At 64.3% G+C, this 23,784-nt stretch carries 24 protein-coding genes; 9 read left to right on the top strand and 15 right to left on the bottom strand.

Features of this window, described 5'->3' with window-relative positions; genetic code table 11:
- The first annotated feature begins 704 nt into the window (after nucleotides 1-704).
- Entirely contained in the window at nucleotides 705-1,232 is a 528-nt protein-coding gene (gene gloA, locus ACN0X6_RS23465) for a lactoylglutathione lyase (RefSeq protein ID WP_417707639.1), read from the top strand.
- A 67-nt stretch (nucleotides 1,233-1,299) separates the two neighbouring features.
- On the opposite strand, the gene ACN0X6_RS23460 is transcribed toward gloA, so the two are convergent.
- Both ACN0X6_RS23460 and ACN0X6_RS23455 read right to left on the bottom strand, forming a co-directional pair.
- Complete coding sequence (locus tag ACN0X6_RS23460) at nucleotides 1,300-1,947, bottom strand: YitT family protein (RefSeq protein ID WP_417707637.1); 648 nt, start codon at nucleotides 1,945-1,947, stop codon at nucleotides 1,300-1,302.
- A gap of 112 nt (nucleotides 1,948-2,059) precedes the next feature.
- Nucleotides 2,060-2,590, bottom strand: a complete 531-nt coding sequence (locus ACN0X6_RS23455; RefSeq protein WP_417707635.1) for a dihydrofolate reductase — start codon at nucleotides 2,588-2,590, stop codon at nucleotides 2,060-2,062.
- A gap of 115 nt (nucleotides 2,591-2,705) precedes the next feature.
- On the opposite strand from ACN0X6_RS23455, the gene ACN0X6_RS23450 reads away from it, so the two are divergent.
- From ACN0X6_RS23450 to ACN0X6_RS23440, 3 genes are all read left to right on the top strand, one after another.
- Entirely contained in the window at nucleotides 2,706-3,848 is a 1,143-nt protein-coding gene (locus tag ACN0X6_RS23450; RefSeq protein ID WP_417707633.1) for a glycerophosphodiester phosphodiesterase, read from the top strand.
- Nucleotides 3,849-3,908: 60 nt separating this feature from the next.
- Entirely contained in the window at nucleotides 3,909-5,300 is a 1,392-nt protein-coding gene (locus ACN0X6_RS23445; RefSeq protein WP_417707631.1) for a DUF2868 domain-containing protein, read from the top strand.
- 138 nt (nucleotides 5,301-5,438) lie between these two features.
- Nucleotides 5,439-6,821 carry a GTPase/DUF3482 domain-containing protein gene (locus tag ACN0X6_RS23440; protein WP_417707629.1) on the top strand — a complete coding sequence of 461 codons (1,383 nt, stop codon included), beginning with the start codon at nucleotides 5,439-5,441 and terminating at the stop codon, nucleotides 6,819-6,821.
- A gap of 130 nt (nucleotides 6,822-6,951) precedes the next feature.
- Here the strand turns inward: ACN0X6_RS23440 and ACN0X6_RS23435 are convergent, their stop codons facing one another.
- From ACN0X6_RS23435 to ACN0X6_RS23425, 3 genes are read right to left on the bottom strand one after another with little or no spacing between them, the layout of a single operon-like run.
- Nucleotides 6,952-7,746 carry a thymidylate synthase gene (locus ACN0X6_RS23435; protein WP_417707628.1) on the bottom strand — a complete coding sequence of 265 codons (795 nt, stop codon included), beginning with the start codon at nucleotides 7,744-7,746 and terminating at the stop codon, nucleotides 6,952-6,954.
- A complete protein-coding gene (lgt, locus tag ACN0X6_RS23430) occupies nucleotides 7,746-8,546 on the bottom strand; it encodes a prolipoprotein diacylglyceryl transferase (protein ID WP_417707627.1) in 801 nt (266 codons plus the stop codon). Before lgt ends, ACN0X6_RS23435 begins: the two co-directional genes overlap by 1 nt.
- 10 nt (nucleotides 8,547-8,556) lie before the next feature.
- Entirely contained in the window at nucleotides 8,557-9,339 is a 783-nt protein-coding gene (locus ACN0X6_RS23425; protein WP_417707626.1) for a sulfite exporter TauE/SafE family protein, read from the bottom strand.
- A 129-nt stretch (nucleotides 9,340-9,468) separates the two neighbouring features.
- On the opposite strand from ACN0X6_RS23425, the gene ACN0X6_RS23420 reads away from it, so the two are divergent.
- Nucleotides 9,469-10,212 (top strand): NRDE family protein, encoded by a 744-nt coding sequence (locus ACN0X6_RS23420; protein WP_417707624.1) that lies wholly within the window; start codon nucleotides 9,469-9,471, stop codon nucleotides 10,210-10,212.
- Between the two features lie 120 nt (nucleotides 10,213-10,332).
- Here the strand turns inward: ACN0X6_RS23420 and ptsP are convergent, their stop codons facing one another.
- Together ptsP and ACN0X6_RS23410 are read right to left on the bottom strand one after the other, a co-directional pair.
- Nucleotides 10,333-12,612 (bottom strand): phosphoenolpyruvate--protein phosphotransferase, encoded by a 2,280-nt coding sequence (gene ptsP / locus ACN0X6_RS23415; protein WP_046493394.1) that lies wholly within the window; start codon nucleotides 12,610-12,612, stop codon nucleotides 10,333-10,335.
- Between the two features lie 18 nt (nucleotides 12,613-12,630).
- Nucleotides 12,631-13,110 carry an RNA pyrophosphohydrolase gene (locus ACN0X6_RS23410; protein ID WP_417707622.1) on the bottom strand — a complete coding sequence of 160 codons (480 nt, stop codon included), beginning with the start codon at nucleotides 13,108-13,110 and terminating at the stop codon, nucleotides 12,631-12,633.
- A 144-nt stretch (nucleotides 13,111-13,254) separates the two neighbouring features.
- On the opposite strand from ACN0X6_RS23410, the gene ACN0X6_RS23405 reads away from it, so the two are divergent.
- Nucleotides 13,255-13,908: an HAD family hydrolase gene (locus ACN0X6_RS23405; protein WP_417707620.1), complete on the top strand. Its 654-nt coding sequence runs from the start codon at nucleotides 13,255-13,257 to the stop codon at nucleotides 13,906-13,908.
- A gap of 129 nt (nucleotides 13,909-14,037) precedes the next feature.
- On the opposite strand, the gene ACN0X6_RS23400 is transcribed toward ACN0X6_RS23405, so the two are convergent.
- Both ACN0X6_RS23400 and ilvA read right to left on the bottom strand, forming a co-directional pair.
- Complete coding sequence (locus ACN0X6_RS23400) at nucleotides 14,038-14,478, bottom strand: DUF2269 family protein (protein ID WP_417707618.1); 441 nt, start codon at nucleotides 14,476-14,478, stop codon at nucleotides 14,038-14,040.
- Nucleotides 14,479-14,575: 97 nt separating this feature from the next.
- Nucleotides 14,576-16,090, bottom strand: a complete 1,515-nt coding sequence (gene ilvA / locus ACN0X6_RS23395) for a threonine ammonia-lyase, biosynthetic (protein WP_417707616.1) — start codon at nucleotides 16,088-16,090, stop codon at nucleotides 14,576-14,578.
- A 159-nt stretch (nucleotides 16,091-16,249) separates the two neighbouring features.
- Between ilvA and rpiA the strand changes: the two genes are divergently transcribed.
- Nucleotides 16,250-16,921: a ribose-5-phosphate isomerase RpiA gene (gene rpiA / locus ACN0X6_RS23390; RefSeq protein ID WP_417707614.1), complete on the top strand. Its 672-nt coding sequence runs from the start codon at nucleotides 16,250-16,252 to the stop codon at nucleotides 16,919-16,921.
- A 176-nt stretch (nucleotides 16,922-17,097) separates the two neighbouring features.
- On the opposite strand, the gene ACN0X6_RS23385 is transcribed toward rpiA, so the two are convergent.
- Nucleotides 17,098-17,433 carry a DUF3703 domain-containing protein gene (locus ACN0X6_RS23385; protein ID WP_417707612.1) on the bottom strand — a complete coding sequence of 112 codons (336 nt, stop codon included), beginning with the start codon at nucleotides 17,431-17,433 and terminating at the stop codon, nucleotides 17,098-17,100.
- Between the two features lie 11 nt (nucleotides 17,434-17,444).
- Complete coding sequence (locus tag ACN0X6_RS23380; RefSeq protein WP_417707610.1) at nucleotides 17,445-19,673, bottom strand: heavy metal translocating P-type ATPase; 2,229 nt, start codon at nucleotides 19,671-19,673, stop codon at nucleotides 17,445-17,447.
- Between the two features lie 79 nt (nucleotides 19,674-19,752).
- On the opposite strand from ACN0X6_RS23380, the gene cadR reads away from it, so the two are divergent.
- Nucleotides 19,753-20,205 (top strand): Cd(II)/Pb(II)-responsive transcriptional regulator, encoded by a 453-nt coding sequence (gene cadR / locus ACN0X6_RS23375; protein ID WP_417707608.1) that lies wholly within the window; start codon nucleotides 19,753-19,755, stop codon nucleotides 20,203-20,205.
- A 60-nt stretch (nucleotides 20,206-20,265) separates the two neighbouring features.
- A complete protein-coding gene (locus tag ACN0X6_RS23370) occupies nucleotides 20,266-20,601 on the top strand; it encodes a YegP family protein (RefSeq protein WP_046493376.1) in 336 nt (111 codons plus the stop codon).
- On the opposite strand, the gene ACN0X6_RS23365 is transcribed toward ACN0X6_RS23370, so the two are convergent.
- The 4 genes from ACN0X6_RS23365 to ACN0X6_RS23350 all read right to left on the bottom strand — a co-directional run bounded on the left by ACN0X6_RS23365 (nucleotide 20,598) and on the right by ACN0X6_RS23350 (nucleotide 23,776).
- Nucleotides 20,598-21,512, bottom strand: coding sequence for an SdiA-regulated domain-containing protein (locus ACN0X6_RS23365; protein ID WP_417707605.1), 915 nt, complete (start codon nucleotides 21,510-21,512; stop codon nucleotides 20,598-20,600). The genes ACN0X6_RS23370 and ACN0X6_RS23365 overlap by 4 nt on opposite strands.
- A 69-nt stretch (nucleotides 21,513-21,581) precedes the next feature.
- The gene (locus ACN0X6_RS23360; RefSeq protein ID WP_417707604.1) at nucleotides 21,582-21,929 is read right to left on the bottom strand and encodes a NirD/YgiW/YdeI family stress tolerance protein; all 348 of its coding nucleotides are present in this window, start codon (nucleotides 21,927-21,929) and stop codon (nucleotides 21,582-21,584) included.
- A gap of 101 nt (nucleotides 21,930-22,030) precedes the next feature.
- A complete protein-coding gene (locus ACN0X6_RS23355) occupies nucleotides 22,031-22,948 on the bottom strand; it encodes an SdiA-regulated domain-containing protein (RefSeq protein WP_417707602.1) in 918 nt (305 codons plus the stop codon).
- Nucleotides 22,949-23,110: 162 nt separating this feature from the next.
- Nucleotides 23,111-23,776, bottom strand: coding sequence for a fumarylacetoacetate hydrolase family protein (locus tag ACN0X6_RS23350; RefSeq protein ID WP_417707600.1), 666 nt, complete (start codon nucleotides 23,774-23,776; stop codon nucleotides 23,111-23,113).
- Nucleotides 23,777-23,784: the final 8 nt, after the last annotated feature.

The raw sequence follows: 23,784 nt of genomic DNA, 5'->3' as shown, positions 1-23,784 counted from the left end.
CCGTGGTGGACAAAAACAGCGTTGTCCACCCTACGCGCTGCCCATCGGCGTGGGCATCCTGCATATCGACGACCAGACGGTCCGGGCCGAGCTGATCACGTTGCAAGTCTGATACCCACCCTTGGGCGGACGACACTTCATCCGTCCACCACCTGCCAATCCGTGGTGGACAAAAACAGCGTTGTCCACCCTACGCGCTGCCCATCGGCGTGGGCATCCTGCATATCGACGACCAGAAGGTCCGGGCCGAACTGATCACGTTGCAAGTCTGATACCCACCCTTGGGCGGACGACACTTCATCCGTCCACCACCTGCCAACCCAAGGCGGACAAAAACAGCGTTGTCCGCCCTACGCGCTGATGCCAACCGTAGGGTGGACGACGCTTCATCCGTCCACAGCCCTGGCAACCCAAGGCGGACAAAAACAGCGTTGTCCGCCCTACGCGCTGATGCCAACCATAGGGTGGACGACGCTTCATCCGTCCACCACCTGCCAACCCCATGGTGGACAAAAACAGCGTTGTCCACCCTACGCGCTGATGCCAACCGTAGGGTGGACGACGCTTCATCCGTCCACCGCCCTACCAACCGATCGGCGACTGCGAATGGCCCAGGTGCGCACGGCGCACCCTACCCTTGAAAAACGCCCCCATCGAGTCCATCTAGGCTGGTACAGCCTTTTCCCCGCCTGATGGAGAACCCCATGACCCTCGACGAGCTCAACGCCATTGCCGGCGTGACCGCCAAACCCGACGTCGCCACCGCCGACTTCGTCTACAACCACACCATGATCCGCGTGAAGGACCTGCAGAAATCCCTGGATTTCTACACCCGCGTGCTGGGCTTCACCTTACTGGAGAAGAAGGACTTCCCCGACGCCGAGTTCAGTCTGTACTTCCTCGCCCTGATCAACGACAAGTCGCAAATCCCGACTGACCCGGCGGCCCGCCATCAGTGGCGCAAGTCGATCCCCGGCGTGCTGGAGCTGACCTACAACTACGGCACCGAGAAAGACCCGGAATTTTCCTACCACAGCGGCAACAGCGACCCGCGCGGCTTCGGTCACCTGTGCGTGTCGGTACCGGACATCAAGGCGGCCTGCCAGCGCTTCGAAGACCTCGGCGTGGACTTCCAGAAGCGCCTGACCGACGGCCGCATGCGCGACATCGCCTTCATCAAGGACCCGGACGGCTACTGGGTCGAAATCATCCAGTTCAGCGAAGTGATCTGATTCTCGCCTCCGCGAAAAACGACGAGGGGCTGCCTCCAGCGAGGCAGCCCCTCGTTCGTTCATGGGCTCAACTGACGCCGACGTAGCGATCGGCCCGGTGATTGATCACCAGCACCAGATTGAGCATCACCGCCCCCAGCACCGACAGCAGCACCTTGTCTGGCGACACCACGAAGATCGCCGCCAGCACGATGCTCGCGTCGATGGCCATCTGCACGGCACCCGCACGGAAACCGAAGCGCTCCTGCATGTACAGCGCAAGAATGTTCACCCCACCCAGGCTGGCACGGTGACGGAACAGCATGAGCAAACCCAGCCCCATCGCGGCACCGCCGAACAGCGCGGCATAGAGGGCGCTGAGGTGAGCGAAGGCGACCCACTGCGGCGTCAGCTCCGCCAGCAGCGAAACCAGCAATACCGCGCAGCCCGTGCGCAAGGTGAAACCCCAGCCCATGCGCCAGATGCCGAGTAGATAGAACGGCAGATTGACCAGACAGAACACCAGACCGAACGACCAACCAGCCTGGTAGTTGGCCAGAAAGGCGATGCCGACAGTGCCACCCGTCAACAACCCCGCATGGGCGTAGAAGGCGATGCCCAGCGCCACCAGAGCGGTACCGAACAGCAGGGCCAGCGCATCTTCCCAGAGTGGATGGCGCACGAAGAGTGCAGCGACGGCGTTCAGTTGCTCGTCGTCGGGCGATTGCTCAGACATGTAAAAACCTGCATCAGGATGCACGAAAGAAAATTACGGCAGAGGCAAGGCAGTGGCCATCATCGCGCGCAGGAGAACCTGGCGGCAGAGATGGCCGGAAAGCTCGGTAGGGTTATGCGCCGCGGCGCTCCCACACTTCGAAGGCGTAGAACGGTGTCTCGGGCGAAGCCGGGTGCTCGACGCTGGAGGTCATGCGCCATGTAGCCTCGTCGACCTCGGGAAAAAAGGCATCGCCTTCGGGGTCGAGGCCGACACGCGTCAGGTACAGGCGATCAGCCTGGTCCAGGCCCAGCTCATAGAGCTGCGCGCCGCCGATCAGCATCAGTTCCTCGGCATTCTCTTCACGCGCCCAGGCGTCGGCTCGTTCGATGGCCTCTTCCAGCGTCGCGAATACCTCGGCCCCTTCCAGGGCCAGGCCCGCCTGGCGGCTGACCACGATATTGAGCCGGCCGGGCAACGGCCGACCGAGCGAATCCCAGGTCTTGCGCCCCATGATGATCGGCTTGCCGAGCGTCAGTGCCTTGAAGTGCTTGAGGTCTGCTGGCAGATGCCAGGGCAGCTGGTTGTCGCGACCAATCACGCGGTTGTGCGCGAGCGCGGCGATCAGGGAAAGAGGTAGAGTCGTTTTCATGGCCGCGAGCATAGCAGAGCACCCAGCGGCCTCGCAGCCCACCCGTGGCCGAAGCAACGCTGTCGTCGTATCGTCACATTCGCCGTAGCAGGCTAGCGGCTGAACTTACGAGCAAGGAGCGAGCCTCATGTCGAAATCACTCTCCGCCTGGATATTGGGCGTCACACTGCTGCCACTGTCGGTCTTCGCCAGCCCGGCCCCGGATAACGTCCAGGCCGCCATCGACTGGGCCCAGCAGCAACCCGGCGCCAAGCAAACCCAGACCTCGGACACCAAGGCGCCACTGCTGATCGCCCACCGGGGCGCCAGTGGTTACGCGCCTGAGCACACCCTGGCCGCCTACGCGCTGGCCGCCTTGCAAGGCGCCGACTACATCGAGCCCGACCTGGTGATGACCCGCGACGGCCAACTGGTCGCCCGTCACGATAATGAACTGGGGCTGACCACCGATGTGGCGCAGCGCCCCGAGTTCGCTGACCGCAAACGCACCCAGAGCGTCGACGGACGCAGCCTGGAAGGCTGGTTCAGCGAAGACTTCACCCTGGCCGAGCTGAAAACCCTGCGCGCCATCGAGCGCATCCCGCAGCAACGGCCGGGCAATACCCGCTTCGATGGCCAGTTCGAGATTCCTACCTTGCAAGAGATCATCGATCTGGTGAAACGGCTGGAAGCGCTCCAGCAACGAACCATCGGGTTGTACCCGGAAACCAAGCACCCCACCCACTTCCAGCAACTCGACCTGGCCATGGAAAAACCGCTGCTGGCGGTGCTCGAACGCAACGGCTACGACAGCGCCGACGCGCCCGTTTTCATTCAGTCCTTCGAAGTGGACAACCTCAAGACGCTGAGCAAGCTGACCCCGATCCGCCTGGTGCAGCTGCTGTGGATAGAGGGCCAACCCTACGATCAGCAGGTACTGGGCAGTGACCTTGGCTATCACCAGATGATCACCCCGCAAGGTCTGCAAAGTATCGCCAGTTACGCCGCCGGTATCGGCCCGGAGAAAGGCATGATCATCCCGCGTGATGCCGCCGGTAACCTGACCGTGCCGACCAGCCTGGTACGTGACGCCCACGCTGCCGGGCTCAAGGTGCATCCCTACACCTTCCGCGCCGAGAACGCCTTCCTGCCCACCAGCCTGCGCCGTGGCAGCGCCCCTGCCGAACGCGGCGACATCGACGCCGAGCTGCGCGCCTTCCTTGCCACCGACATCGACGGCCTGTTCATCGACCAACCGGACATCGCCGTACGCTTGCGCCAGCAGCGCTGATTCGCACCGAGGCGGATCAGGGGTTATCCTCAACCCCTGATCCGAACGACGAGACGCCGCGTGACAGACGCCTCCTCCCCAACGCCCTTCCAACGCCTCTGGCTCAGCGAGACCATTCGCCTGCGCGAGGAACACGCCGGCCCGCTCGAAGACGCCGAAGCCAATCGCCTGGCCCGTGCCGAGCAGGTTGACCTGGCCGAGCGCATCCAGCATCGCGCCCTGCATCTGGCCCGTCGAGATGGTCAGTGGCAGGCGCTGCTGCACTGGCTGCAGGGCGCACGCCTGGCCGGTCTGCTGCTGGCGCTGTTGGCCCTGCTCAGCGGCTTCGGTCTGGCTCTGGCCGCGCTGGGTGACGGGCGCCAACCCGTCAACGTGTTCTGGGCGCTGGGCAGCCTGCTCGGGCTCAACCTGCTGATGCTGCTTGGCTGGCTGCTGGGTCTGCTGCTGACCCGCGACCACCCCGGCGCGCTCGGTCGCCTGTGGCTGTGGCTCAGTGAAAGACTGGCGCGCGATGCCAGCGCCGCGCAACTGGCCCCGGCCCTGCTGCTGATGCTGCAACGCCAGCGCCTGACCCGCTGGGGCCTGGGTCTGCTGGTCAACGGCCTGTGGATGCTGGCCATGCTCGCAGCACTGGTCACCCTGCTGTTGCTGCTCGCCACGCGTCGCTACGGCTTCGTCTGGGAAACCACCATTCTCGCTGGCGACACCCTCATCGCCCTGACCCAGGCCATCGGCGCCCTGCCCGCCCTGCTCGGCTTCAGCCTGCCGGACATCGACGTCATCCGCGCCAGCGGCGATGCCGCCATCGCCAGCGAAGCAGCCCGGCAGAGTTGGGCTGGCTGGCTGGTCGGCGTGGTGCTGGTCTACGGCCTGCTGCCACGCCTGCTGCTGGCGCTGCTGTGCCTGTGGCGCTGGCAATCGGGCAAAGGCGCGCTGCGCCTGGATCTCGAACTGCCCGGCTACGGCCTGTTGCGCCAGCGCCTGCAGCCGGACAGCGAGCGCCTCGGCATCTGCGACCTGGCCCCCGCCGCGCTGCATCAGCCGCAAGGCGGCGCCAATGCCCAGGTCGGCAGCGGCGCGCTGCTGCTCGGCATCGAACTGGATGAGCGTCGCCCCTGGCCGCCGATGCCGCTGCCAAAGGGTGTGGCGGATGCCGGTGTGGTCGACAGCCGCGAACAACGCCGCCAGTTGCTCGAACAACTGACCCGCTTCCCGCCCGAGCGTCTGGCCATCGCTTGCGACCCGCGCCGCTCGCCGGATCGCGGCACCCTGGCGCTGCTCGGCGAACTGGCGCGTTGCGCGAGTGCCACGCGCATCTGGCTGCTACCGCCCGCCCCAGGTGAAAGCCTGGACAGCGCACGCCTGGCGGACTGGCACCAGGCAATCGCCAGCCTGGGGCTGCAGCATGACGATACGGCGCCGCTGAGCTGGTTGGAGACAGGACATGACTGAACGCGTTCGCCGTAGGGTGGATGACGCTTTTCTCATCCACCATCCTCCTCGGTGGATGGGTGAAGCGTCATCCACCCTACGCTTCCCAACTGCCGTAGCCCGGATGCAATCCGGGAACAAGATGTCGGGGGCTGCCCCATGAGCCAACCACTGAAGCTCGCCCTGGTCGGCCACACCAACGTCGGCAAGACCTCGCTGCTGCGCACTCTGACCCGCGACGTGGAGTTCGGCGAAGTCTCACCGCGCGCCAGCACCACGCGCCATGTCGAGGGTGCGCGCCTGTCGGTAGATGGCCAGGCGTTGCTGGAGCTGTACGACACCCCCGGCCTGGAGGATGCCATCGCCCTGCTCGACTACCTGGAGCGCCTCGACCGCCCCGGCGAGCGGCTGGACGGCCCGACACGTCTGGCGCGTTTTCTCGAAGGCAGCGAAGCCCGCCAGCGCTACGAACAGGAAGCCAAGGTACTGCGCCAGCTCATGGCCTCCGACGCCGGGCTGTACGTGATCGACGTGCGTGAGCCGGTGCTGGCCAAGTACCGCGACGAACTGGCGGTGCTCAACATGTGCGGCAGACCCTTGCTGCCGGTGCTCAATTTCGTCGCCAGCGCCAGCCATCGTGAAAGCGAGTGGCGCGAAGCCCTGGCCCGCCTTGGTCTGCATGCGCTGGTGGCGTTCGACAGCGTGGCGCCAACCGAGGATGGAGAGCGCCGTCTGTACGAAAGCCTGGCCCTGCTGCTGGAGCGTTCACGCCCGCAGCTGCAACGACTGATCGAGGATCATGAAGCGCAGCGCCTGGCCCGTCGCCAGGCCGGCAACCGCCTGATCGCCGAACTGCTGATCGACTGCGCCGCCTGCCGCCGCAGCGTCGCCGCCCAGCCGGTGCTGGAACAGGGCGCCATGGCCGAGCTGCGCGATGCGATTCGCCAACGCGAGCAACGTTGCGTCGAGGCCCTATTGCGCCTGTACGCCTTCCGCAGCGCCGATGCCAAGGCGGCCGACCTGCCGCTGCTCGATGGCCGCTGGGGCGACGACCTGTTCAACCCGGAAACGCTGAAGCAACTGGGCATCAAGGTCGGTGGTGGCATGGCGGCCGGCGCCGCCACTGGCGTCGGTGTCGACCTGCTGGTCGGCGGCCTCACCCTGGGCGCCGCCGCTGCACTGGGCGCCGTGATCGGCGGCAGCGCGCAGACCCTGCGCAGCTACGGGGAAAGGCTGAAGGGAAAATTGAAAGGCCAGCGCGAGCTGACCGTCGACGATGCCGTGCTGCGCCTTCTCGCCCTGCGTCAGCAGCAGCTGCTGGCCGCCTTGGACGTACGCGGACACGCCGCGATGGACGCCATCACCCTCAGCGCCCCGCAGGAAACCCTGTGGCGCCAGGGCAAGCTACCCGCCCCGCTGAACGTGGCACGCGCCCATCCCGAATGGTCGTCACTGAATCCAGGCGCACGCCTGGAAGAGGCCGAACGCGCGCAGCAGGTGGAGCGCCTAAGCGGCGATCTCTCCATGAAATCGGTGGGCTGAAGCCCACCCTACAAGAAACGCCGCTCGACCCACCCTACATCCTAGTAGCGCTTCGTGACGCTGCCAGACCCTAGGGTGGCTTCATACCGTAGGGTGGGCTTCAGCCCACCAGAGCCCCCCCACTTCCATCTCAAACCGCGACCGGCGCCTTGATATGCGGGTGCGCTTCGTAACCGACCAGTTCGAAGTCCTCGAATGTGAAGGCCAGCAGGTCCTTCACCTCGGGGTTGAGCTTCATGGTCGGCAGCGGCAGCGGCTGGCGGGTCAGTTGCAGGTCGGTTTGTTCGATGTGGTTGGCGTACAGGTGGCAGTCGCCGCCGGTCCAGATGAACTCGCCCGGTTGCAGGTCGCAGACCTGCGCCACCATCAGCGTCAGCAGCGCATAGCTGGCGATGTTGAAGGGCACGCCGAGGAAGATGTCAGCCGAGCGCTGATAGAGCTGGCAGCTGAGCTTGCCGTCCGCCACGTAGAACTGGAACAGCGCGTGGCACGGCGGCAGCGCCATCTGCTCGACCAGCGCCGGGTTCCAGGCCGATACGATCAGGCGACGCGAGTCAGGGTTCTTCCTGATCATCTCGATCAACTTGGCGATCTGGTCGATGGACTCGCCATTGGGCGCCGGCCAGCTGCGCCACTGGTAGCCGTAGACCGGACCGAGGTCGCCGTTCTCGTCGGCCCACTCGTCCCAGATGCTGACGCCGTTGTCCTTGAGGTACTTGATGTTGGTGTCGCCCTGCAGGAACCACAGCAGCTCGTGAATGATCGAGCGCAGGTGGCACTTCTTGGTGGTGACGATGGGGAAGCCATCGGCCAGGTCGAAGCGCATCTGGTAGCCGAACACGCTGTAAGTGCCGGTGCCGGTGCGGTCTTGCTTGAAGGTGCCGTGCTCGCGCACGTGGCGCATCAGGTCGAGGTACTGTTTCATCAGACGGCTCCTTGTACGGGCTGGCGCTTGTAGGCGTAGGCGATCAGGCCCAGGCCGGCGAGAATCATCGGTATGCAGAGGACCTGCCCCATGGTCAGCCAGCCCCAGGCCAGATAGCCCAATTGGGCGTCCGGCACGCGAACGAATTCGACGATGAAGCGGAATACACCGTAGCAAGCGGCGAACATGCCGGAAACGGCCATGGTCGGACGCGGTTTGCGCGAGTAGAACCAGAGGATGGTGAACAGCGCGACGCCTTCCAGGGCGAACTGGTACAGCTGCGACGGGTGGCGCGCCAGCTGCTGCGGGTCGGTGGGGAAGACCATTGCCCAGGGCACGTCGGTGGCCTTGCCCCACAGCTCGGCATTGATGAAGTTGCCAATGCGCCCGGCACCCAGGCCAATCGGCACCAGTGGTGCGATGAAGTCCATCAGTTCGAAGAAGCTCTTGCCGTTGCGCTTGCCGAACCACCAGGTCGCCAGCATCACCCCGATCAGGCCGCCATGGAAGGACATGCCGCCCTCCCAAACCCGCAGGATCTTCGCCGGTTCGGCGATGTAGGCGGCAAAATCATAGAAAAAGACGTAGCCCAGGCGCCCGCCGAGAATCACCCCCATGGCCACCCAGAACACCAGATCGGAAAGTTTCTCCTTGTTCCAGGTCGCGTCGAAACGCTCAAGCCGGCGTGAGGCCAGCCACCAGGCACCGCCGATACCGACCAGATACATCAGGCCGTACCAATGGATTTTCAGTGGACCGAGGGCGATGGCCACCGGGTCGATCTGCGGATAAGGCAGCATCCAGGACTCCTTAGATGAAAAAACTCAGGCCCACGCTGAACAGCAGCAGGGCGAACAGACGCTTGAGCAACAGTGGCGACAGGCGATGAGCCAGGCGCGCACCAAAACGGGCAAAGAACATGCTGGTCAGGGCTATCCCCAGCAATGCCGGGAGATACACGAAACCGACGCTCCATTGCGGCAGACTCGGATTCCCCCAGCCGGTAACCATGAAACTCAGCGCGCCGGCGATGGCGATCGGCAAACCACAAGCCGCCGAGGTTGCCACCGCCTGCTGGATCGGCACGCTGCGCCAGACCAGAAAGGGCACGGTCAGCGAACCACCGCCAATCCCGAAGATCGCCGACGCCCAACCGATCACCCCGCCGGCTACTGTCAGCGTCGGCTTGCCTGGGACACCGAGACTGGCCTTGGGTTTCAGGTCCAGCGCCATCTGCGCGGCAACGATGATGGCGAACGTACCGATGATCTTCTGCAGCAGCGGCCCCTGGATCAGCGACGCCGTCATCGCCCCCAGCGCGGCACCGAGCACAATGCCCAGGGTCAACCAGCGAAACAGCGGCCAGCGCACCGCGCCCTTGCGATGGTGCTCGAGCAGCGAATTGATCGAGGTAAAGACGATGGTCGCCAGGGACGTTCCCACTGCCAGGTGAGTGAGGATTTCCGTTGCCATGCCCTGGGCGGTGAAGCTCAGCACCAGCACCGGCACGATGATCAGACCGCCGCCCACGCCGAACAGACCCGCCAGCATACCGGCAGCCGAACCCAGCACCAGGTAGAGCAGCAGTTCCATCGACACCCCCCAAAAACAAAGCGGCATGGTAGCGGAAATGCCCCCTCAACGGCACACGGATCGACGGAACGGTTGCCGCCTGCGGCTCAGCTCGCTAGCCTGCAAGACTCCGTCAGTGGAGCAATACGCATGTGCCTGATCGTCTTCGCCTGGCAGCCCGAAAGCCCGACGGTGCTGCGCCTGGCGGCCAATCGCGACGAGTTCTATGCGCGCCCCAGCGCAGCACTGAGCCAATGGCCGGATGCACCTGGCGTATTCGCCGGTCGCGACCTGCAGGCTGGGGGCACCTGGCTCGGCGTCACCGCGCAAGGCCGCTTCGCGGCACTGACCAATATCCGCGACCCCGGGCAAAAAGCCGGCACGCGTTCACGCGGCGCGCTGACGGCCGACTACCTGCTGGGCCAGGAGTCGGCACCGGCCTATCTCGACAGGATCATGCGCGACGCTGAAGAGCACGCTGGTTTCAACCTGCTTGTGGGCGACCGCCATCAGCTCTGGCATTTCAACTCGCAGGAAGGCCGGCCTCGACAATTGCAGAGCGGCATCTACGGCATGTCCAACGCCAGCCTCGACACGCCCTGGCCGAAACTGCTGCGTGCCAGAAATGCCCTGCGCGATAGCGTCGAGCACGGGGATGAAGCGCTACTGGAGCTGCTGAGCGACACAAGCCTGCCGGCCGATCACCTGCTGCCGGACACCGGCGTCGGGCTGGCGACGGAGCGCGTACTGTCGAGTATTTTCATTACCACGGCGGCCTATGGCACCCGCGCCAGCACGGTGCTGAACCTTGGCCGGGATGGGCGCTGGAATATCACCGAGCGCAGCTTCGGCCCGCAGGGTGCCCTGTTGGGCGAGGTCGCCTTGCGTGGGTAGCCCGGATGCAATCCGGCAATAGAGAGCGCCGTTGTCCCGGATTGCATCCGGGCCAGGAAACTGCTCGCGAATCTTGGCGGCGCGAAAGCTTCGCGAGCAGAGCTCGCTCCTACAGACGAATCAGGCCTGGATATTGGACGCCGGATTGATCACCCGACCGAGCCCCAGGTTGCGCAGTGCCAGGTGCAGGGTGCTGTAGATCAGGTGCGGGTTGTCCATGGTCATCACCTGGCCGAGCAGTTCCTTGGCCTTGCTCTGGGTGACCTGACGCAGCAACCATTTCACCTTGGGCAGGTTGGTGGCGTTCATCGACAGCGAATCGAAGCCCATCGCCAGCAGCAACACGGCAGCCGCCGGGTCACCGGCCATCTCGCCGCAGATGCTCACTGGCTTGCCTTCGAGATGCGCGTCGTTGACCACCTTCTGCAAGGCCTGCAGCACTGCCGGGTGGAGGAAGTCGTAGAGATCCGCCACGCGCGGGTTGTTGCGGTCGACCGCCAGCAGGTATTGGGTCAGGTCATTGGAACCGACCGAGAGGAAGTCCACCTGGCGCGCCAGTTCACGGGTCTGATAGACGGCTGCCGGGATCTCGATCATCACGCCAATGGGCGGCAGCGGCACATCGGTGCCTTCGTCACGCACCTCGCCCCAGGCACGGTGAATCAGGTGCAGTGCCTCTTCCAGCTCCTGCGTGCCGGAAATCATCGGCAGCAGGATGCGCAGGTTGTCCAGCCCCTCGCTGGCCTTGAGCATGGCGCGGGTCTGCACCAGAAAGATTTCCGGGTGATCGAGGGTCACGCGAATGCCGCGCCAGCCCAGGAAGGGATTCTCTTCCTTGATCGGGAAGTAGGACAGCGACTTGTCGCCGCCGATATCCAGGGTGCGCATGGTCACCGGCAGCGGGTGGAAGGCCTGCAACTGCTCGCGATAGGTGGCGAGCTGTTCCTTCTCGCTGGGGAAGCGCTCATTGATCATGAACGGCACTTCGGTGCGGTACAGGCCGACGCCCTCGGCGCCACGTTGCTGAGCCCGCGCAACATCGGCGAGCAGACCGGTGTTGACCCACAGCGGCATGCGGTGACCGTCGAGGGTCTCGCAGGGCAACGCGCGCAGGGCGTCGAGCCCTTCGGTGAGCTGGCGCTCCTCCTCGACCACTTCGGCGTACTGCTTGCTCAGCAGCTCGCTGGGGTTGGTGAAGACTTCGCCGTGATAGCCATCGACGATCAGCTTGATGCCGTCGATCTTCGAATACGGCAGGTCGACCACGCCCATGACCGTGGGAATACCCATGGCGCGGGCGAAAATCGCCACGTGGGAGTTGCCCGAGCCGGTCACCGAGATCAGGCCGACCAGCTTGCCTTCCGGCACTTCGCCAAGCATCGCCGGCGACAGCTCCTCGCTGACCAGGATGGTGTTATCCGGATAGACCAGCGTGGTCTTGCGTTCTTCCTGCAGGTAGGCGAGCAGGCGCCGGCCGAGGTCGCGCACATCGGAGGCGCGCTCGCGCAGGTAAGCGTCATCCATCAGCTCGAAACGATTGACGTGATCGAGTACCACCTGGCGCAAGGCGCCCTGCGCCCACTGGCCGGTACGGATGACCTTGCGCACCTCGTTACCCAGTGCGGCGTCCTCGAGCATCATCAGGTAGACGTCGAACAGCGCGCGCTCTTCCTTGCGCAGCTGAGTGGCGAGCTTCTCGGACAGCTCCTGCATGTCCTCGCGCACCCAGCCGAGCGCCTTGTCGAACAGCTCCAGCTCGGCAGCGATGTCATCGACACTGCGGTCTGGAACTACATTCAAATCGGCCGGGGGCAGCACCACGACAGCGGTACCGACCGCTGCCCCCGGCGCACCCGGCACGCCGACGAATTTGGCCTCCTGCACGCCCTTGCCCTGGCGACCGAGCCCCCGAATCGAACCAGTCGCCTCGGCATGGGCGATAACGCCAGCGAGCTGCGCGCTCATGGTGACCAGGAAGGCTTCCTCGCCTTCGTCGAACTGGCGGCGCTCCTTCTGCTGCACCACCAGAACGCCCATCACCCGCCGGTGGTGGATGATCGGCGCACCGAGGAAGGAGGCATAGCGTTCCTCGCCGGTCTCGGCGAAGTAGCGGTAGCGGGGATGGCTGGCGGCATCTTCGAGGTTCAGCGGTTCTTCACGGCTACCGACCAGGCCGACCAGACCTTCGCTGGGTGCCATGCTGACCTTGCCGATGGAGCGCTTGTTGAGACCGTCGGTGGCCATCAGCACGAAGCGATTGGTTTCCGGATCGAGCAGGTAGACCGAGCAGACCTGGCTGCCCATCGCTTCCTTGACCCGCTGCACGATGATCGACAGCGCCGCCTTGAGATCCTTGGCGGCGTTTACTTCCTGGACGATCTTGCGCAGCGTATTGAGCATGCTCGATTGGGGTCCGTATCAGTCGCGCACTATCAGGCGCGGGGCAAGTTCCTTGAGCGCGCGGCGATAGACCTCGCGCTTGAATGTGACCACCTGGCCCAGCGGGTACCAGTAGCTGACCCAGCGCCAGCCATCGAATTCGGGCTTGCCGGTCAGGTCCATGCGTACGCGATCTTCCGCCCCCGTCAGGCGCAGCAGAAACCACTTCTGCTTCTGCCCGATGCACAGCGGCTGGCTGTGCGTGCGCACCAGACGCTGCGGCAGACGATAACGCAACCAGCCACGGGTGCAGGCGAGGATATTCACATCCTGCTCTTCGAGCCCGACCTCTTCATTCAGTTCACGGTAAAGCGCCTCTTCCGGCGATTCACGATCATTGATGCCACCCTGGGGAAACTGCCACGCATCCTGGTTGATACGCCTGGCCCAGAGCACCTGGCCGACATCATTGGTCAGGATGATGCCGACATTCGGGCGGAAACCATCAGAATCGATCACGGCAAGCAACCTCGTACACGCAAGTTCCGGCATTGTTCCACAAAGCCGGCGACAGCAGCAACGCGGGTTTAGGCGCTGTTTGAAAGCCCCGGCAAAGCGGCTATTCTGGCGCGCCTTCCCTTACTACAGAACAGGTAACGAACCGTGCGCTTGGCCCTTTTCGATCTCGACAACACCCTGCTGGCTGGCGACAGCGATCACAGCTGGGGCGAATTCGTCTGCCAGCGCGGCCTGGTCGACGCGGCCGAGTACCTGGCGCGCAACGATGCCTTCTATGCCGATTACTGCGCCGGCAAACTGGACGTGGTGGCCTACCAGAATTTCAGCCAGGCCATTCTGGGTCGCAGTGACATGGCGCAACTGGCGCAGTGGCACCGCGAGTTCATGGCCGAGGTGATCGAGCCGATCATCCTGGCCAAGGGCGAGGCACTGCTGGCCGAGCACCGCGCCGCTGGTGACAAACTGGTGATCATCACCGCCACCAACCGCTTCGTCACTGCGCCCATCGCCGAGCGCCTGGGCGTGGAAACGCTGATCGCCACCGAATGCGGCATGCAGGACGGCCGTTATACCGGGCAGATCGCCGGCACGCCATGCTACCAGGGCGGCAAGGTGACGCGCTTGAACCAGTGGTTGGCAGAGACGGGGTACAACCTCGATGGCGCCTACTTCTACAGCGACTCGCGCAATGACCTGCCGCTGCTGGAGGCCGTGGCCAACCCGGTGGCGGTCGACCCGGACGACGTGCTGCGCGCCACCGCCCTCGAACGCGGCTGGCCGGTGATCTCGCTGCGTTGAGCGCCACCACCAAACGTAGGGTGCGCCGTGCGCACCTCGATACGCCCCCGAACATGTAGGAGCGGCTTCAGCCGCGAAGCCTGTCATAGCGGCAATCGCGGCTGAAGCCGCTCCTACAGTCAGCAATAATTAAGCAGGCTTGGCGCCCATCAGCGCCATGATGGCGATCAGCAGCAGCAGAATCAGCCCGGCATAGATCAGGCACAGACGCTTCAGCGCCGTCGACGCCGGCGTATCGCCCAGCGCACGCCAGACCGCCAGGCGACCGGCCAGCAGCAAACCCACCAGCATCATCAGCGCATAGAGAATGCTGCCCAGCAGCAGCCAGGTCTGCCCCAGCGACCAGCCGGCGGTGTCCACCAGCCAATAGCCGGTGACCGGCAGACTCAGCGCCAGCACGGCGAACGCCGGAAAGCTGAACAGCAGGGTCACGCGCAGCTTGCGCGCCAGCACGGCGGCATCGCCACCGCGCTGCGCCTTGAACAGCATGACGCCATGGGCGATCAGGCCAAGCAGCAGCAACACGCCTGGGGCGCTGTGGAGGATGCGAACCAGCAGATAATGTTCCATCGAGGCTTCCTTTGTTGTCGGGCGGTTACGTAGGGCGGGTGCAACCCGCCTGAGCGCGCTGGCGGGTTGCACCCGCCCTGGGGTTCGAAGGCAGTACTCAACCCAGAAACAGGCGATAAGCGGGGTTTTCGCTCTCATCCCAGTAGGGGTAACCGATGGCGTCCAGCGCCGCCGGCACCAGATGGCGTTCGTCCGCCGGCACCTGCAACGCTGCCAGGACGCGACCATCGGCAGCGCCGTGATTGCGGTAGTGGAACATCGAGATGTTCCAGCGCCCGCCCAGTTTCTGCAGGAAGTTGAACAGCGCACCCGGCCGCTCGGGAAACTCGAAGCGCAGCACCATCTCGTCACCGACACCGGCGGCATGACCACCGACCATATGGCGGATATGCAGCTTGGCCAGTTCGTTATCGGTCAGGTCCAGCACCGGAAAGCCCTGCGCGCGCAGGCCCTCGACCAGCGCCTGGCGCGGGTCGTTCTCCGGGTGGGTCTGCACGCCGACGAAGATGTGCGCTTCGCGATCGGTGTGATAGCGATAGTTGAATTCGGTGATCTGGCGCTTGCCCACCGCCTCGCAGAAGGCCTTGAAGCTGCCTGGCTGCTCGGGGATGGTCACGGCGATGATCGCCTCGCGCTTCTCGCCCAGCTCGGCGCGCTCGGCCACATGGCGCAGGCGGTCGAAGTTGACGTTGGCGCCGGAATCGATGCCCACCAGCACTTCACCGTTGGCGCCCTGACGCTCGACGTACTTCTTGATCCCGGCCACGGCCAGCGCGCCGGCCGGCTCGGTGATCGAACGGGTATCGTCGTAGATATCCTTGATCGCCGCGCAGATTTCGTCGGTGCTGACGGTGATCACCTCGTCGACGTGATCCTTGCAGATGTCGAAGGTGTGCTGACCGATCTGCGCCACCGCCACGCCATCGGCGAACAACCCGACTGTCGGCAGCACCACGCGTTCACCAGCCGCCATGGCGGCCTGCAGGCAGTTGGAATCGTCCGGCTCGACGCCGATCACCTTGATTTCCGGACGCAGGTATTTGACGTACGCCGCGATGCCGGCGATCAGACCGCCGCCACCGACCGGCACGAAGATGGCATCGATATGGCCCTGATGCTGGCGCAGCACCTCCATGGCCACGGTGCCCTGGCCGGCGATCACCAGCGGATCGTCGTACGGGTGAATGTAGGTGTAGCCCTTCTCTTCAACCAGCTTCAGCGAATGCGCCAGCGCCTCGGGGAAGGCGTCGCCGTGCAGCACCACCTTGCCGCCTCGCGAGCGCACGCCCTGCACTTTCAGCTCAGGCGTGGTGCGTGGCATGACGATGGTCGCCTTCACCCCCAGGTGCTTGGCCGCCAGGGCCAGGCCCTGCGCGTGGTTGCCGGCCGAGGCGGTGACCACGCCACGCGCCAGTTCTTCGGCGGGCAGTTGCGCCAGCTTGTTGTAGGCGCCGCGAATCTTGAACGAGTACACCGGCTGCAGATCTTCGCGCTTGAGCAGAATCTGGCTGCCCAGCCGCTCACTGAGCTGACGGGCGGGTTGCAGCGGGGTTTCCACCGCGACGTCATAAACGCGCGAGGTGAGGATCTTCTTCACGTACTGTTCGAGCATGGCGATTTCGCAGGCAGTCGGGCTTTGAGAGGACTGCCGAGTCTACCCCAGCGCCGCGTTGGACGACCATACGAAACACCTGGGTTCTGCCCCGTCAGCACGTCACTTGCGGCTATAATTCGCGCCTACTTCCTACACCTTCCCAGGCATTCTCCCGCGATGAACCAGGATCAGCTGAAACAGGCCGTGGCCCAGGCCGCCGTCGACCACATTCTCCCGCGCCTCGACAGCAAGAGCATCGTCGGCGTCGGCACCGGCTCCACCGCCAACTTCTTCATCGACGCGCTGGCCAGGCACAAGATGGACTTCGATGGCGCCGTCGCCAGCTCCGAAGCCACCGCCGCACGCCTGAAGGGCCACGGCATCCCGGTCTACGACCTCAACAGCACCGCCGAACTGGAGTTCTACGTCGACGGCGCCGACGAGAGCGACGAGCATCTGCACCTGATCAAGGGCGGCGGCGCGGCGCTGACTCGCGAGAAGATCGTTGCCGCTGTGGCCAAGACCTTCATCTGCATCGCCGACGCCAGCAAGCTGGTACCGGTGCTGGGCGCCTTCCCGCTGCCGGTGGAGGTCATCCCCATGGCGCGCAGCCACGTGGCGCGCGAATTGGTGAGACTGGGCGGCGACCCGGTGTACCGCGAAGGCGTGCTGACCGACAACGGCAACGTCATCCTCGACGTGCACAACCTGTCGATCACCGACCCGGTGAAGCTGGAAGCGGATATCAACGCCATCGTCGGCGTGGTCACCAATGGCCTGTTCGCCGCTCGCCCGGCAGACCTGCTGCTGCTCGGCACCGCCGACGGCGTGAAAGCGCTCAAGCGCTGAATCTGACCGGCATATCCTGTGGGAGGCGCTTCAGCGGCGATTGTCGCGGCTGAAGTCCCTCCCACAGAGTCCGTTGTTCCACCCACTCTGGTTTGCGCAGTCGGTAGCCCGAATGCAATCCGAGCCTCCTGCGATTCGCCATGCGCACCGGAAACGGCAGGTGCGCTTGTCCAACCCTACTCCAACAGGCGGCGCATCTCCTCGCTTATCGCCATGGGTTGAAACGCACTGACCCGCGCCCGCCCGGTATTGCCGGTGGGCACCCAGACACGCGAGAACAGCAGCGCCGCCAGGATGCGCGGCATTTGCCCCAACACCTCACGCACATCCCCTTGTTGCCAGCCGGCCCGCAGCATCAAGCAATGTGAACGTGCATGCAGCCATGGGCGACGCTGAGTAAGGATGTGCGCCCGCTCCAGCCAGACCATCGCTTCGGCGCTACGGCGGGCACGCAGTTCCTGTTGCGCCTGAACGAAAGCCTCGTCGATAGCCTTGCGCAGTTCCACCTGCATGCCAGCACTCCTCATTTGCGCAACAAGCGCAGGCCGTTGAACACCACCATCAGGCTCACGCCCATGTCGGCGAACACGGCCATCCACATGGTCGCCTCGCCCACCAGGGTCATGGCCAGGAAAACGGCCTTTATCCCCAGTGCCAGGACGATGTTCTGCACGAGAATGGCGTGGGTCTGCCGCGACAGGCGAACGAAGGCCGGAATCTTGCGCAGATCGTCGTCCATCAATGCCACGTCGGCCGTCTCGATGGCGGTGTCGGTGCCGGCGGCGCCCATGGCAAAGCCGATCTCGGCCTTGGCCAGAGCTGGCGCATCGTTGATGCCATCACCGACCATCCCGACCACCTTGCCGCGTGCCTGACGCGCCTCGACCCAGGCCAGCTTGTCGGCTGGCAACAGGTCGCCACGTGCTTCGTCGACACCGACCTGTTCGGCGATGGCCGCGGCGGTATGGGCGTTGTCACCGCTGAGCATGCAGGTACGCACACCCAGTTCGTGAAGTTCGGCGATCGCCTCGCGGCTGGTCTGGCGCACCGTGTCGGCCACGGCGAAGAGCATCAGCGCGCGCTGTTCGTCGCACAGCACCACCACGCTCTTGCCCTGGCGTTCCAGTGCCTCTAGGCGCTGCTCCAGTTGCGCCGAGCACTGCCCGAGTTCTTCGACCAGGCGGTGGTTGCCTATATGGAGAAGCGTGCCCTCGATCCGCCCTTTGCTACCGCGCCCCGGCAGTGCCTCGAAATCCTCGACATCGCGCAACGCCTGCCCCTGCTCTTCGGCGTGCTGGGTCAACGCCCGGGAAACCGGGTGATCCGAGCGCGCAGCCAGGCTCGCCGCCCAGGTGGCGTGCAGCGGCTCATCCACGTCCAGCAGGTGGAGACTGTCGGTCTGCACCGGCTTGCCGTGGGTCAGCGTGCCGGTCTTGTCCAGCGCCAGCAGGGCCAGGTGCCGCCCGTTCTCCAGATAGACGCCGCCCTTGATCAGGATGCCCTTGCGCGCGGCGGCCGCCAGGCCGCTGACGATGGTCACCGGCGTGGAAATCACCAGTGCACAGGGGCAGGCCACCACCAGCAGCACCAGGGCGCGGTAGACCCAGTCGAGCCAGGCGCCACCGATGACCAGCGGCGGCAGCACGGCCACCGCCAGAGCGAAGGCGAAGACCGCCGGGGTATAGATGCGCGAGAACTGATCGACGAAACGCTGGGTCGGTGCACGCGAGCCCTGCGCCTCCTCCACCGCATGAATGATGCGCGCCAGCGTGGTGTCACGTGCTGCCGCGCTTACGCGAAACTCCAGCGAGCCCGCCTCGTTGATGGTGCCAGCGAACACCGAGTCGCCCACGCGTTTTTCCACCGGCAGGCTTTCTCCGGTGATCGGCGCCTGATTCACCGTCGACAAGCCGCCGACCACCTCACCATCGAGGCTGATGCGCTCACCAGGACGCACCCGCACCACGGCGCCCAGACCGATGGCCTGCACGTCGACCTCCTGCCAACTGCCATCAACCTGCTGCACGGTGGCGCGCGGCGGCGCCAGATCCATCAGCCCGCGTATGGCGTTACGCGCCCGATCCAGCGAGCGCGCCTCGATCAACTCGGCCAGGGTGAACAGCACCATCACCATCGCCGCTTCCGGCCACTGGCCGATCAGCACCGCGCCGGTCACGGCGATGCTCATCAGGGCATTGATATTGAGGTTGCGGTTCTTCAGGGCGATCCAGCCCTTCTTGTAGGTGGTCAACCCGCACATCAGGATGGCGGCAACGGCCAGCAGCGCCACCAGCCAGTCCGGGCCAAGCCCGGTGAAATGCACGACTTCCGAAGCGGTTGCCACCCCACCCGCCAGCGCCAGCGGCCACCAGGGTTTTTTCTCAGGCACGACGACCGGCTGCTGAGCAGCACCCTCGTCCTCCACCCGGGGGGTGAAGCCCAATGCGCGGATGGCCGGCAGCACCTGCGCCAGCATGCCCTCGTCATGACTCACGGTCAGCACACGCTGCAGCAGATTGAAATGCAGACCGGCCACGCCCGGCAGGCGACCCAGCGCGTCGCGAATCAGGCGTTCTTCCGTGGGGCAATCCATCTGCTCGATGCGAATGCGGGTATTGCGCGCGCCCGTCAGCGCGGCGTCCGCTGGTTGCGCCACGGCCTCGTGATCGTGATCGTGATCGTGATCGTGATCGTGGGCATGCTCAGGATGAGCAGGTGACTGTTGGTGCGAGTGATCGCAGCAGCGGCTCATGGCCAATCTCCGTCAGGTATCTATTGCCGAGTACACACCCTGTAGTCACTATAGGGTCAAGCCCCCACGGAGCGATCCCATGAAAATCGGAGAATTGGCGAAAAAGGCCGGCTGCCAGGTAGAGACCGTCCGCTACTACGAACGTGAAGGCCTGCTGCCGGCACCCGCACGCAGCGAAGGCAACTACCGCCTGTACGGCGCCCCGCACCTGGAGCGCCTGGTATTCATCCGCAACTGCCGGACGCTGGACATGACCCTGGAAGAGATTCAGCGGCTACTGGCCCTGCGCGACCTGCCTCACGAGAGCTGCGCCGGCATCAACAGCCTGGTGGACGAGCATATCGAACATGTTCAGGCGCGCATCGACAGCCTGCAGGCGCTACGCGCGCAACTCACCGAGTTGCGCGACCGTTGCAACGGCCCCAAGGAGGCGGAAGACTGCGGCATCCTGCGCCAGCTCAACGTCAGCGGCGGCGTGCAGCCGCTGCCGGACGATGGCCACACCCATGTCGGCAAGAGCCATTCGCATTGATGGTCTACGCTTGCTGAGCATCGCCGCGGCATACCGCCGGGCGTTCAGGGAGAAATGAACATGTCTGGAAAGTTCGAGCTGAAGAAAGCCAAAGACGGCCAATTCCACTTCAACCTGCTGGCCAGCAATGGCCAGGTCATCCTCACCAGCGAGATGTACAAGGCCAAGGACTCGGCACTGAACGGCATCGAGTCGGTGAAGAAGAATTCACAGCGCGACGGCGCCTTCGAGACCAAGACCTCGAGCAACGACAAACACTACTTCCTGCTCATGGCCACCAACGGCCAGGTAGTCGGGCAAAGTCAGATGTATGCCAGCGCCGCCAGTTGCAAGAGCGGCATCGAGTCGGTGCAGAAGAACGCGCCCGATGCGCAAACGGACGACCAGACGGGCTAGTCGGCCTGCTTCCTGAACACATAGAACAGGTTCGGCTCACTGATCAGGTACAGGTTGCCGTCGTCATCCGTCGCCACCCCCTCGGCCTGCGGCACACTGCGCTGCAGGCCATGCTGGCCACGTAGCAGCGACAGGGTACTGATCGGTTTGCCCTCTGCGTTCAACTCGATCACCAGGCGCGACTCATCCGACAGCGCCAGCAGATGGCCGGTCGCCGTATCGAAGTCGAGGCTGGAAAGGTCGCGTACGAACAGCCGCGCATCGCGCTTCGGGTCGGTATTGACCTGCAGCGCCAACGGCTTGCTCTCGTCGACATGGGGGAAGCCGAGCACCTCGAAGATGCGCACCGGATCGCGCTCCTTGGCTACCAGCAGACGCTGATTCTTCGCATCGTAGGCCAACCCCTCGAAACCCTTGTTGCCGTTGCGCCCGATACCCAGGGAAAGTTGCTGGAAGTCGGCCGCGTCGATCACGCGAGTGGCGTCGTCGATGCGCACCTTGACCAGGCGCTGCTCGCGCTCGTCGGCAATCACGTAGGTGCCGGGCGCCACATATTCGATGGCCTCGGGATCACCAAAACCCGCGAGATCGATGGTGCGCTTGAGCTCGCCCTGCAGGCTGATCTCGATCACCTTGGCCGGTTTGTTGGTGACACTGAACAGGCTGCGGCGATCCGGGTCGTAGGTCAGCGCCGACACGTCGCTGATATCGGCAATCGGCCTGCCCTCGATCACCACGCGGTAGTCACCCAGCCACAGCGACTGACCGCGCCACTGCGCGCCATGCTGCCATTGCTGCACGGAGAACCAGGCTCGCTCGAACAGCCGATACTGCTGCCCCAGCACGGCGCCAAGCAACAACACGAAGCACAGCAGATAGAGCCAGGGGTTTATGGAGAGCAAACGACGCATGATGGACTTCTCTGACGACCACGGAAAAGCCCGCCACGGGCTTGACGTGGCGGGCGGGGGATATCGCGATCAGTTGATCAGTTCGACGCGATCGACATCGATCTCGCGGCTGTTGAAGTCCTTGTCGACTTCACCGGTCAGACGCACCTTGGCGGTTTCCGAAACTGTCTGGCCCGGCCAGTCTTCGTCATCGATTTCCACCTGGATGGTGCCGCTGGCGTCCTTGAACTCGTAGAGCTCGTCCTGCAGGCGCTTGACGATCTGGCCTTCCAGTACGACATGGGTGTCATCGGCAGCCTGCAGTGCAGCAGATACCGTGGTGACCTGCGGAGTAGCGCCCGGGCCGGTGTAGCCAGTGGCGAAAGCGGCAGTGCTGAGCAGCGGCAGAACCATCAGAGCGAGAGCGGTACGTTTCATGGTGTGAACCTCGTTGTTCGTAAGTGACGAGGTCAGATTAGTGCCGCTAGCTGAAGCCAGACTGAATCGCGGCTTAAGCCAAACTGAATCCACCACCCCACTCAACTGGCACCCGGTCGCGCCTTGCTGAACACATAAAAAAGATTGGGCTCGGCGACGATATAGATGTTGCCCTCTTCGTCCATGGTCACGCCCTCGGCCTGCTTGATGCCCTGCTCCAGACCGTTGAGACCGCCGGTAAGACTGAGAAAGCTGATCGGGTGACCACTACGATCCAATTCCAGTAGCATGCGCGACTCGTCGGACAGCACCAGCGCGTGGCCGGTACGCGCATCGATACTCAGCGAAGAAATATCGCGCACTCCCAGACTGCCGTAGTTGAAAGGCTGCATCACGCCAGCAGCACCGTCCTCGCCCGGAAAAGGCAGGCTGAACAAGCCCATCGGGCTACGCTCCTTGCCCAGCATCAGGCTGCTGCTGCGCGCATCCCAGCCAACGGCTTCGAAGCCCTTGTTACCCGCGTCGACAAAGCCCAGGTCGAAACCGGGTAAATCGGCCGCATCCAGTTCCAGGTCATCGTCATGCAGGGTAAAGGTGATGAGCTGACGACGACGTTCATCGACGATGGCCATGCGTCCGCTGTCCATCATTTCCACCGCTTCCGGGTCAGCGAAGCCCTTCAACTGGATACGCCGCAACACCTCCCCTTCACGCGAGAGCTCCACCAACAGGGGATTCTTACCCGTAACGGTGAAGAGGGTGCCGGTCAGCGGGTTGTAGGTAAGCCCCGAGGTTTCATCTCGCTCCAGGCCAGACAAGGGCTTGGCCTGAATAACCGCACGGTAGCCAGGCAGCCAGACGCTGGCCAGACGCTCGACCAACGGCGTGCGCCCCTCCTGCCACCAGAGCAGGGCACGATCATCCCAATGCTGGGTTTCTACTGCTGTGACCACGGCCAGCACGGCCATGCCGGACAACCAGCAACGGGGACGAGAAAGGCGGGAACGGAGGGAGGACATCGGCGACAACTCGGCTGCATAGTGGCAATCCGACATCCGCTGTCTGGAAGAGTTCCGCCGCCTGAAGAGGCGGCGATGGAGATAGAACCTGTGCACGATCTTGCAAGCTGGAGCCTGTTCTTGACGGCGCAGGGCCGACGCGCAGCTCGATCGTGGGCAGCGCTATAGGACGCGGCTGGTGAAACGACTGTGACCAACCAGCTCCAGCACCAGCTCATCGCCCTTGTTCAGCGCACCAACGCCGACCGGCGTGCCGGTCAGGATCACGTCGCCCGGCTGCAGGGCGAAGTGCCCGGCCATGTGCTGGATCATCGCGATAATGGGGTTGAGCATGTCGCGGCTGTTGCCGTCCTGGCGGGTTTCGCCGTTGATCACCAGGCGAATGCCGATATCGGCCAGGTCCTCGATGGCATCGCCGGGTACGAAAGGCGCCAGCACGCAGGCACCGTCGAAACTCTTGGCAATTTCCCAGGGATAGCCCTTCTCCTTGAGCTTGGCCTGCACGTCGCGCAGGGTCAGGTCCAGGGCCGGAGCGAAGCCGCTGATGGCATCACGCACTTCCTCGGCATCCGGCGCCTTCGACAGCGGCTTGCCGATCAGCACGGCGATTTCCGCCTCGTAATGCACCGAACCGCGATCCTCGGGAATGGCGAAGCCACTATCGAGCGGCACCACACAGGAGCCCGGCTTGATGAACAGCAAGGGTTCGCTGGGCACCGGGTTGTTCAGTTCCCTGGCGTGCTCGGCGTAGTTGCGGCCAATGCACACGACCTTGCCGAGGGGGAAGTGGACGGTGGTTCCGTCGACGTACTGGTGCTGATAACTCATCGGGGACT

Origin of the sequence: Pseudomonas sp. (assembly GCF_048269965.1) — a bacterium.
Taxonomy (GTDB): Bacteria; Pseudomonadota; Gammaproteobacteria; order Pseudomonadales; family Pseudomonadaceae; genus Aquipseudomonas.
This window is presented reverse-complemented; position numbering and strand designations above follow the sequence as displayed.

Excerpts from the sequence above, each read along its gene's own strand:
- cadR (WP_417707608.1), top strand. The coding sequence starts at position 19,753 with ATGAAAATCGGAGAATTGGCGAAAAAGGCCGGCTGCCAGGTAGAGACC.
- ACN0X6_RS23425 (WP_417707626.1), bottom strand. The coding sequence starts at position 9,339 with ATGGAACTGCTGCTCTACCTGGTGCTGGGTTCGGCTGCCGGTATGCTG.
- rpiA (WP_417707614.1), top strand. The coding sequence starts at position 16,250 with ATGAACCAGGATCAGCTGAAACAGGCCGTGGCCCAGGCCGCCGTCGAC.
- ACN0X6_RS23350 (WP_417707600.1), bottom strand. The coding sequence starts at position 23,776 with ATGAGTTATCAGCACCAGTACGTCGACGGAACCACCGTCCACTTCCCC.
- ACN0X6_RS23400 (WP_417707618.1), bottom strand. The coding sequence starts at position 14,478 with ATGGAACATTATCTGCTGGTTCGCATCCTCCACAGCGCCCCAGGCGTG.
- gloA (WP_417707639.1), top strand. The coding sequence starts at position 705 with ATGACCCTCGACGAGCTCAACGCCATTGCCGGCGTGACCGCCAAACCC.
- ptsP (WP_046493394.1), bottom strand. The coding sequence starts at position 12,612 with ATGCTCAATACGCTGCGCAAGATCGTCCAGGAAGTAAACGCCGCCAAG.
- ilvA (WP_417707616.1), bottom strand. The coding sequence starts at position 16,090 with ATGCTCGAACAGTACGTGAAGAAGATCCTCACCTCGCGCGTTTATGAC.
- ACN0X6_RS23460 (WP_417707637.1), bottom strand. The coding sequence starts at position 1,947 with ATGTCTGAGCAATCGCCCGACGACGAGCAACTGAACGCCGTCGCTGCA.
- ACN0X6_RS23385 (WP_417707612.1), bottom strand. The coding sequence starts at position 17,433 with ATGCAGGTGGAACTGCGCAAGGCTATCGACGAGGCTTTCGTTCAGGCG.
- ACN0X6_RS23455 (WP_417707635.1), bottom strand. The coding sequence starts at position 2,590 with ATGCTCGCGGCCATGAAAACGACTCTACCTCTTTCCCTGATCGCCGCG.
- ACN0X6_RS23365 (WP_417707605.1), bottom strand. The coding sequence starts at position 21,512 with ATGCGTCGTTTGCTCTCCATAAACCCCTGGCTCTATCTGCTGTGCTTC.
- ACN0X6_RS23370 (WP_046493376.1), top strand. The coding sequence starts at position 20,266 with ATGTCTGGAAAGTTCGAGCTGAAGAAAGCCAAAGACGGCCAATTCCAC.
- ACN0X6_RS23380 (WP_417707610.1), bottom strand. The coding sequence starts at position 19,673 with ATGAGCCGCTGCTGCGATCACTCGCACCAACAGTCACCTGCTCATCCT.
- ACN0X6_RS23435 (WP_417707628.1), bottom strand. The coding sequence starts at position 7,746 with ATGAAACAGTACCTCGACCTGATGCGCCACGTGCGCGAGCACGGCACC.
- ACN0X6_RS23440 (WP_417707629.1), top strand. The coding sequence starts at position 5,439 with ATGAGCCAACCACTGAAGCTCGCCCTGGTCGGCCACACCAACGTCGGC.
- ACN0X6_RS23420 (WP_417707624.1), top strand. The coding sequence starts at position 9,469 with ATGTGCCTGATCGTCTTCGCCTGGCAGCCCGAAAGCCCGACGGTGCTG.
- ACN0X6_RS23360 (WP_417707604.1), bottom strand. The coding sequence starts at position 21,929 with ATGAAACGTACCGCTCTCGCTCTGATGGTTCTGCCGCTGCTCAGCACT.
- lgt (WP_417707627.1), bottom strand. The coding sequence starts at position 8,546 with ATGCTGCCTTATCCGCAGATCGACCCGGTGGCCATCGCCCTCGGTCCA.
- ACN0X6_RS23355 (WP_417707602.1), bottom strand. The coding sequence starts at position 22,948 with ATGTCCTCCCTCCGTTCCCGCCTTTCTCGTCCCCGTTGCTGGTTGTCC.
- ACN0X6_RS23450 (WP_417707633.1), top strand. The coding sequence starts at position 2,706 with ATGTCGAAATCACTCTCCGCCTGGATATTGGGCGTCACACTGCTGCCA.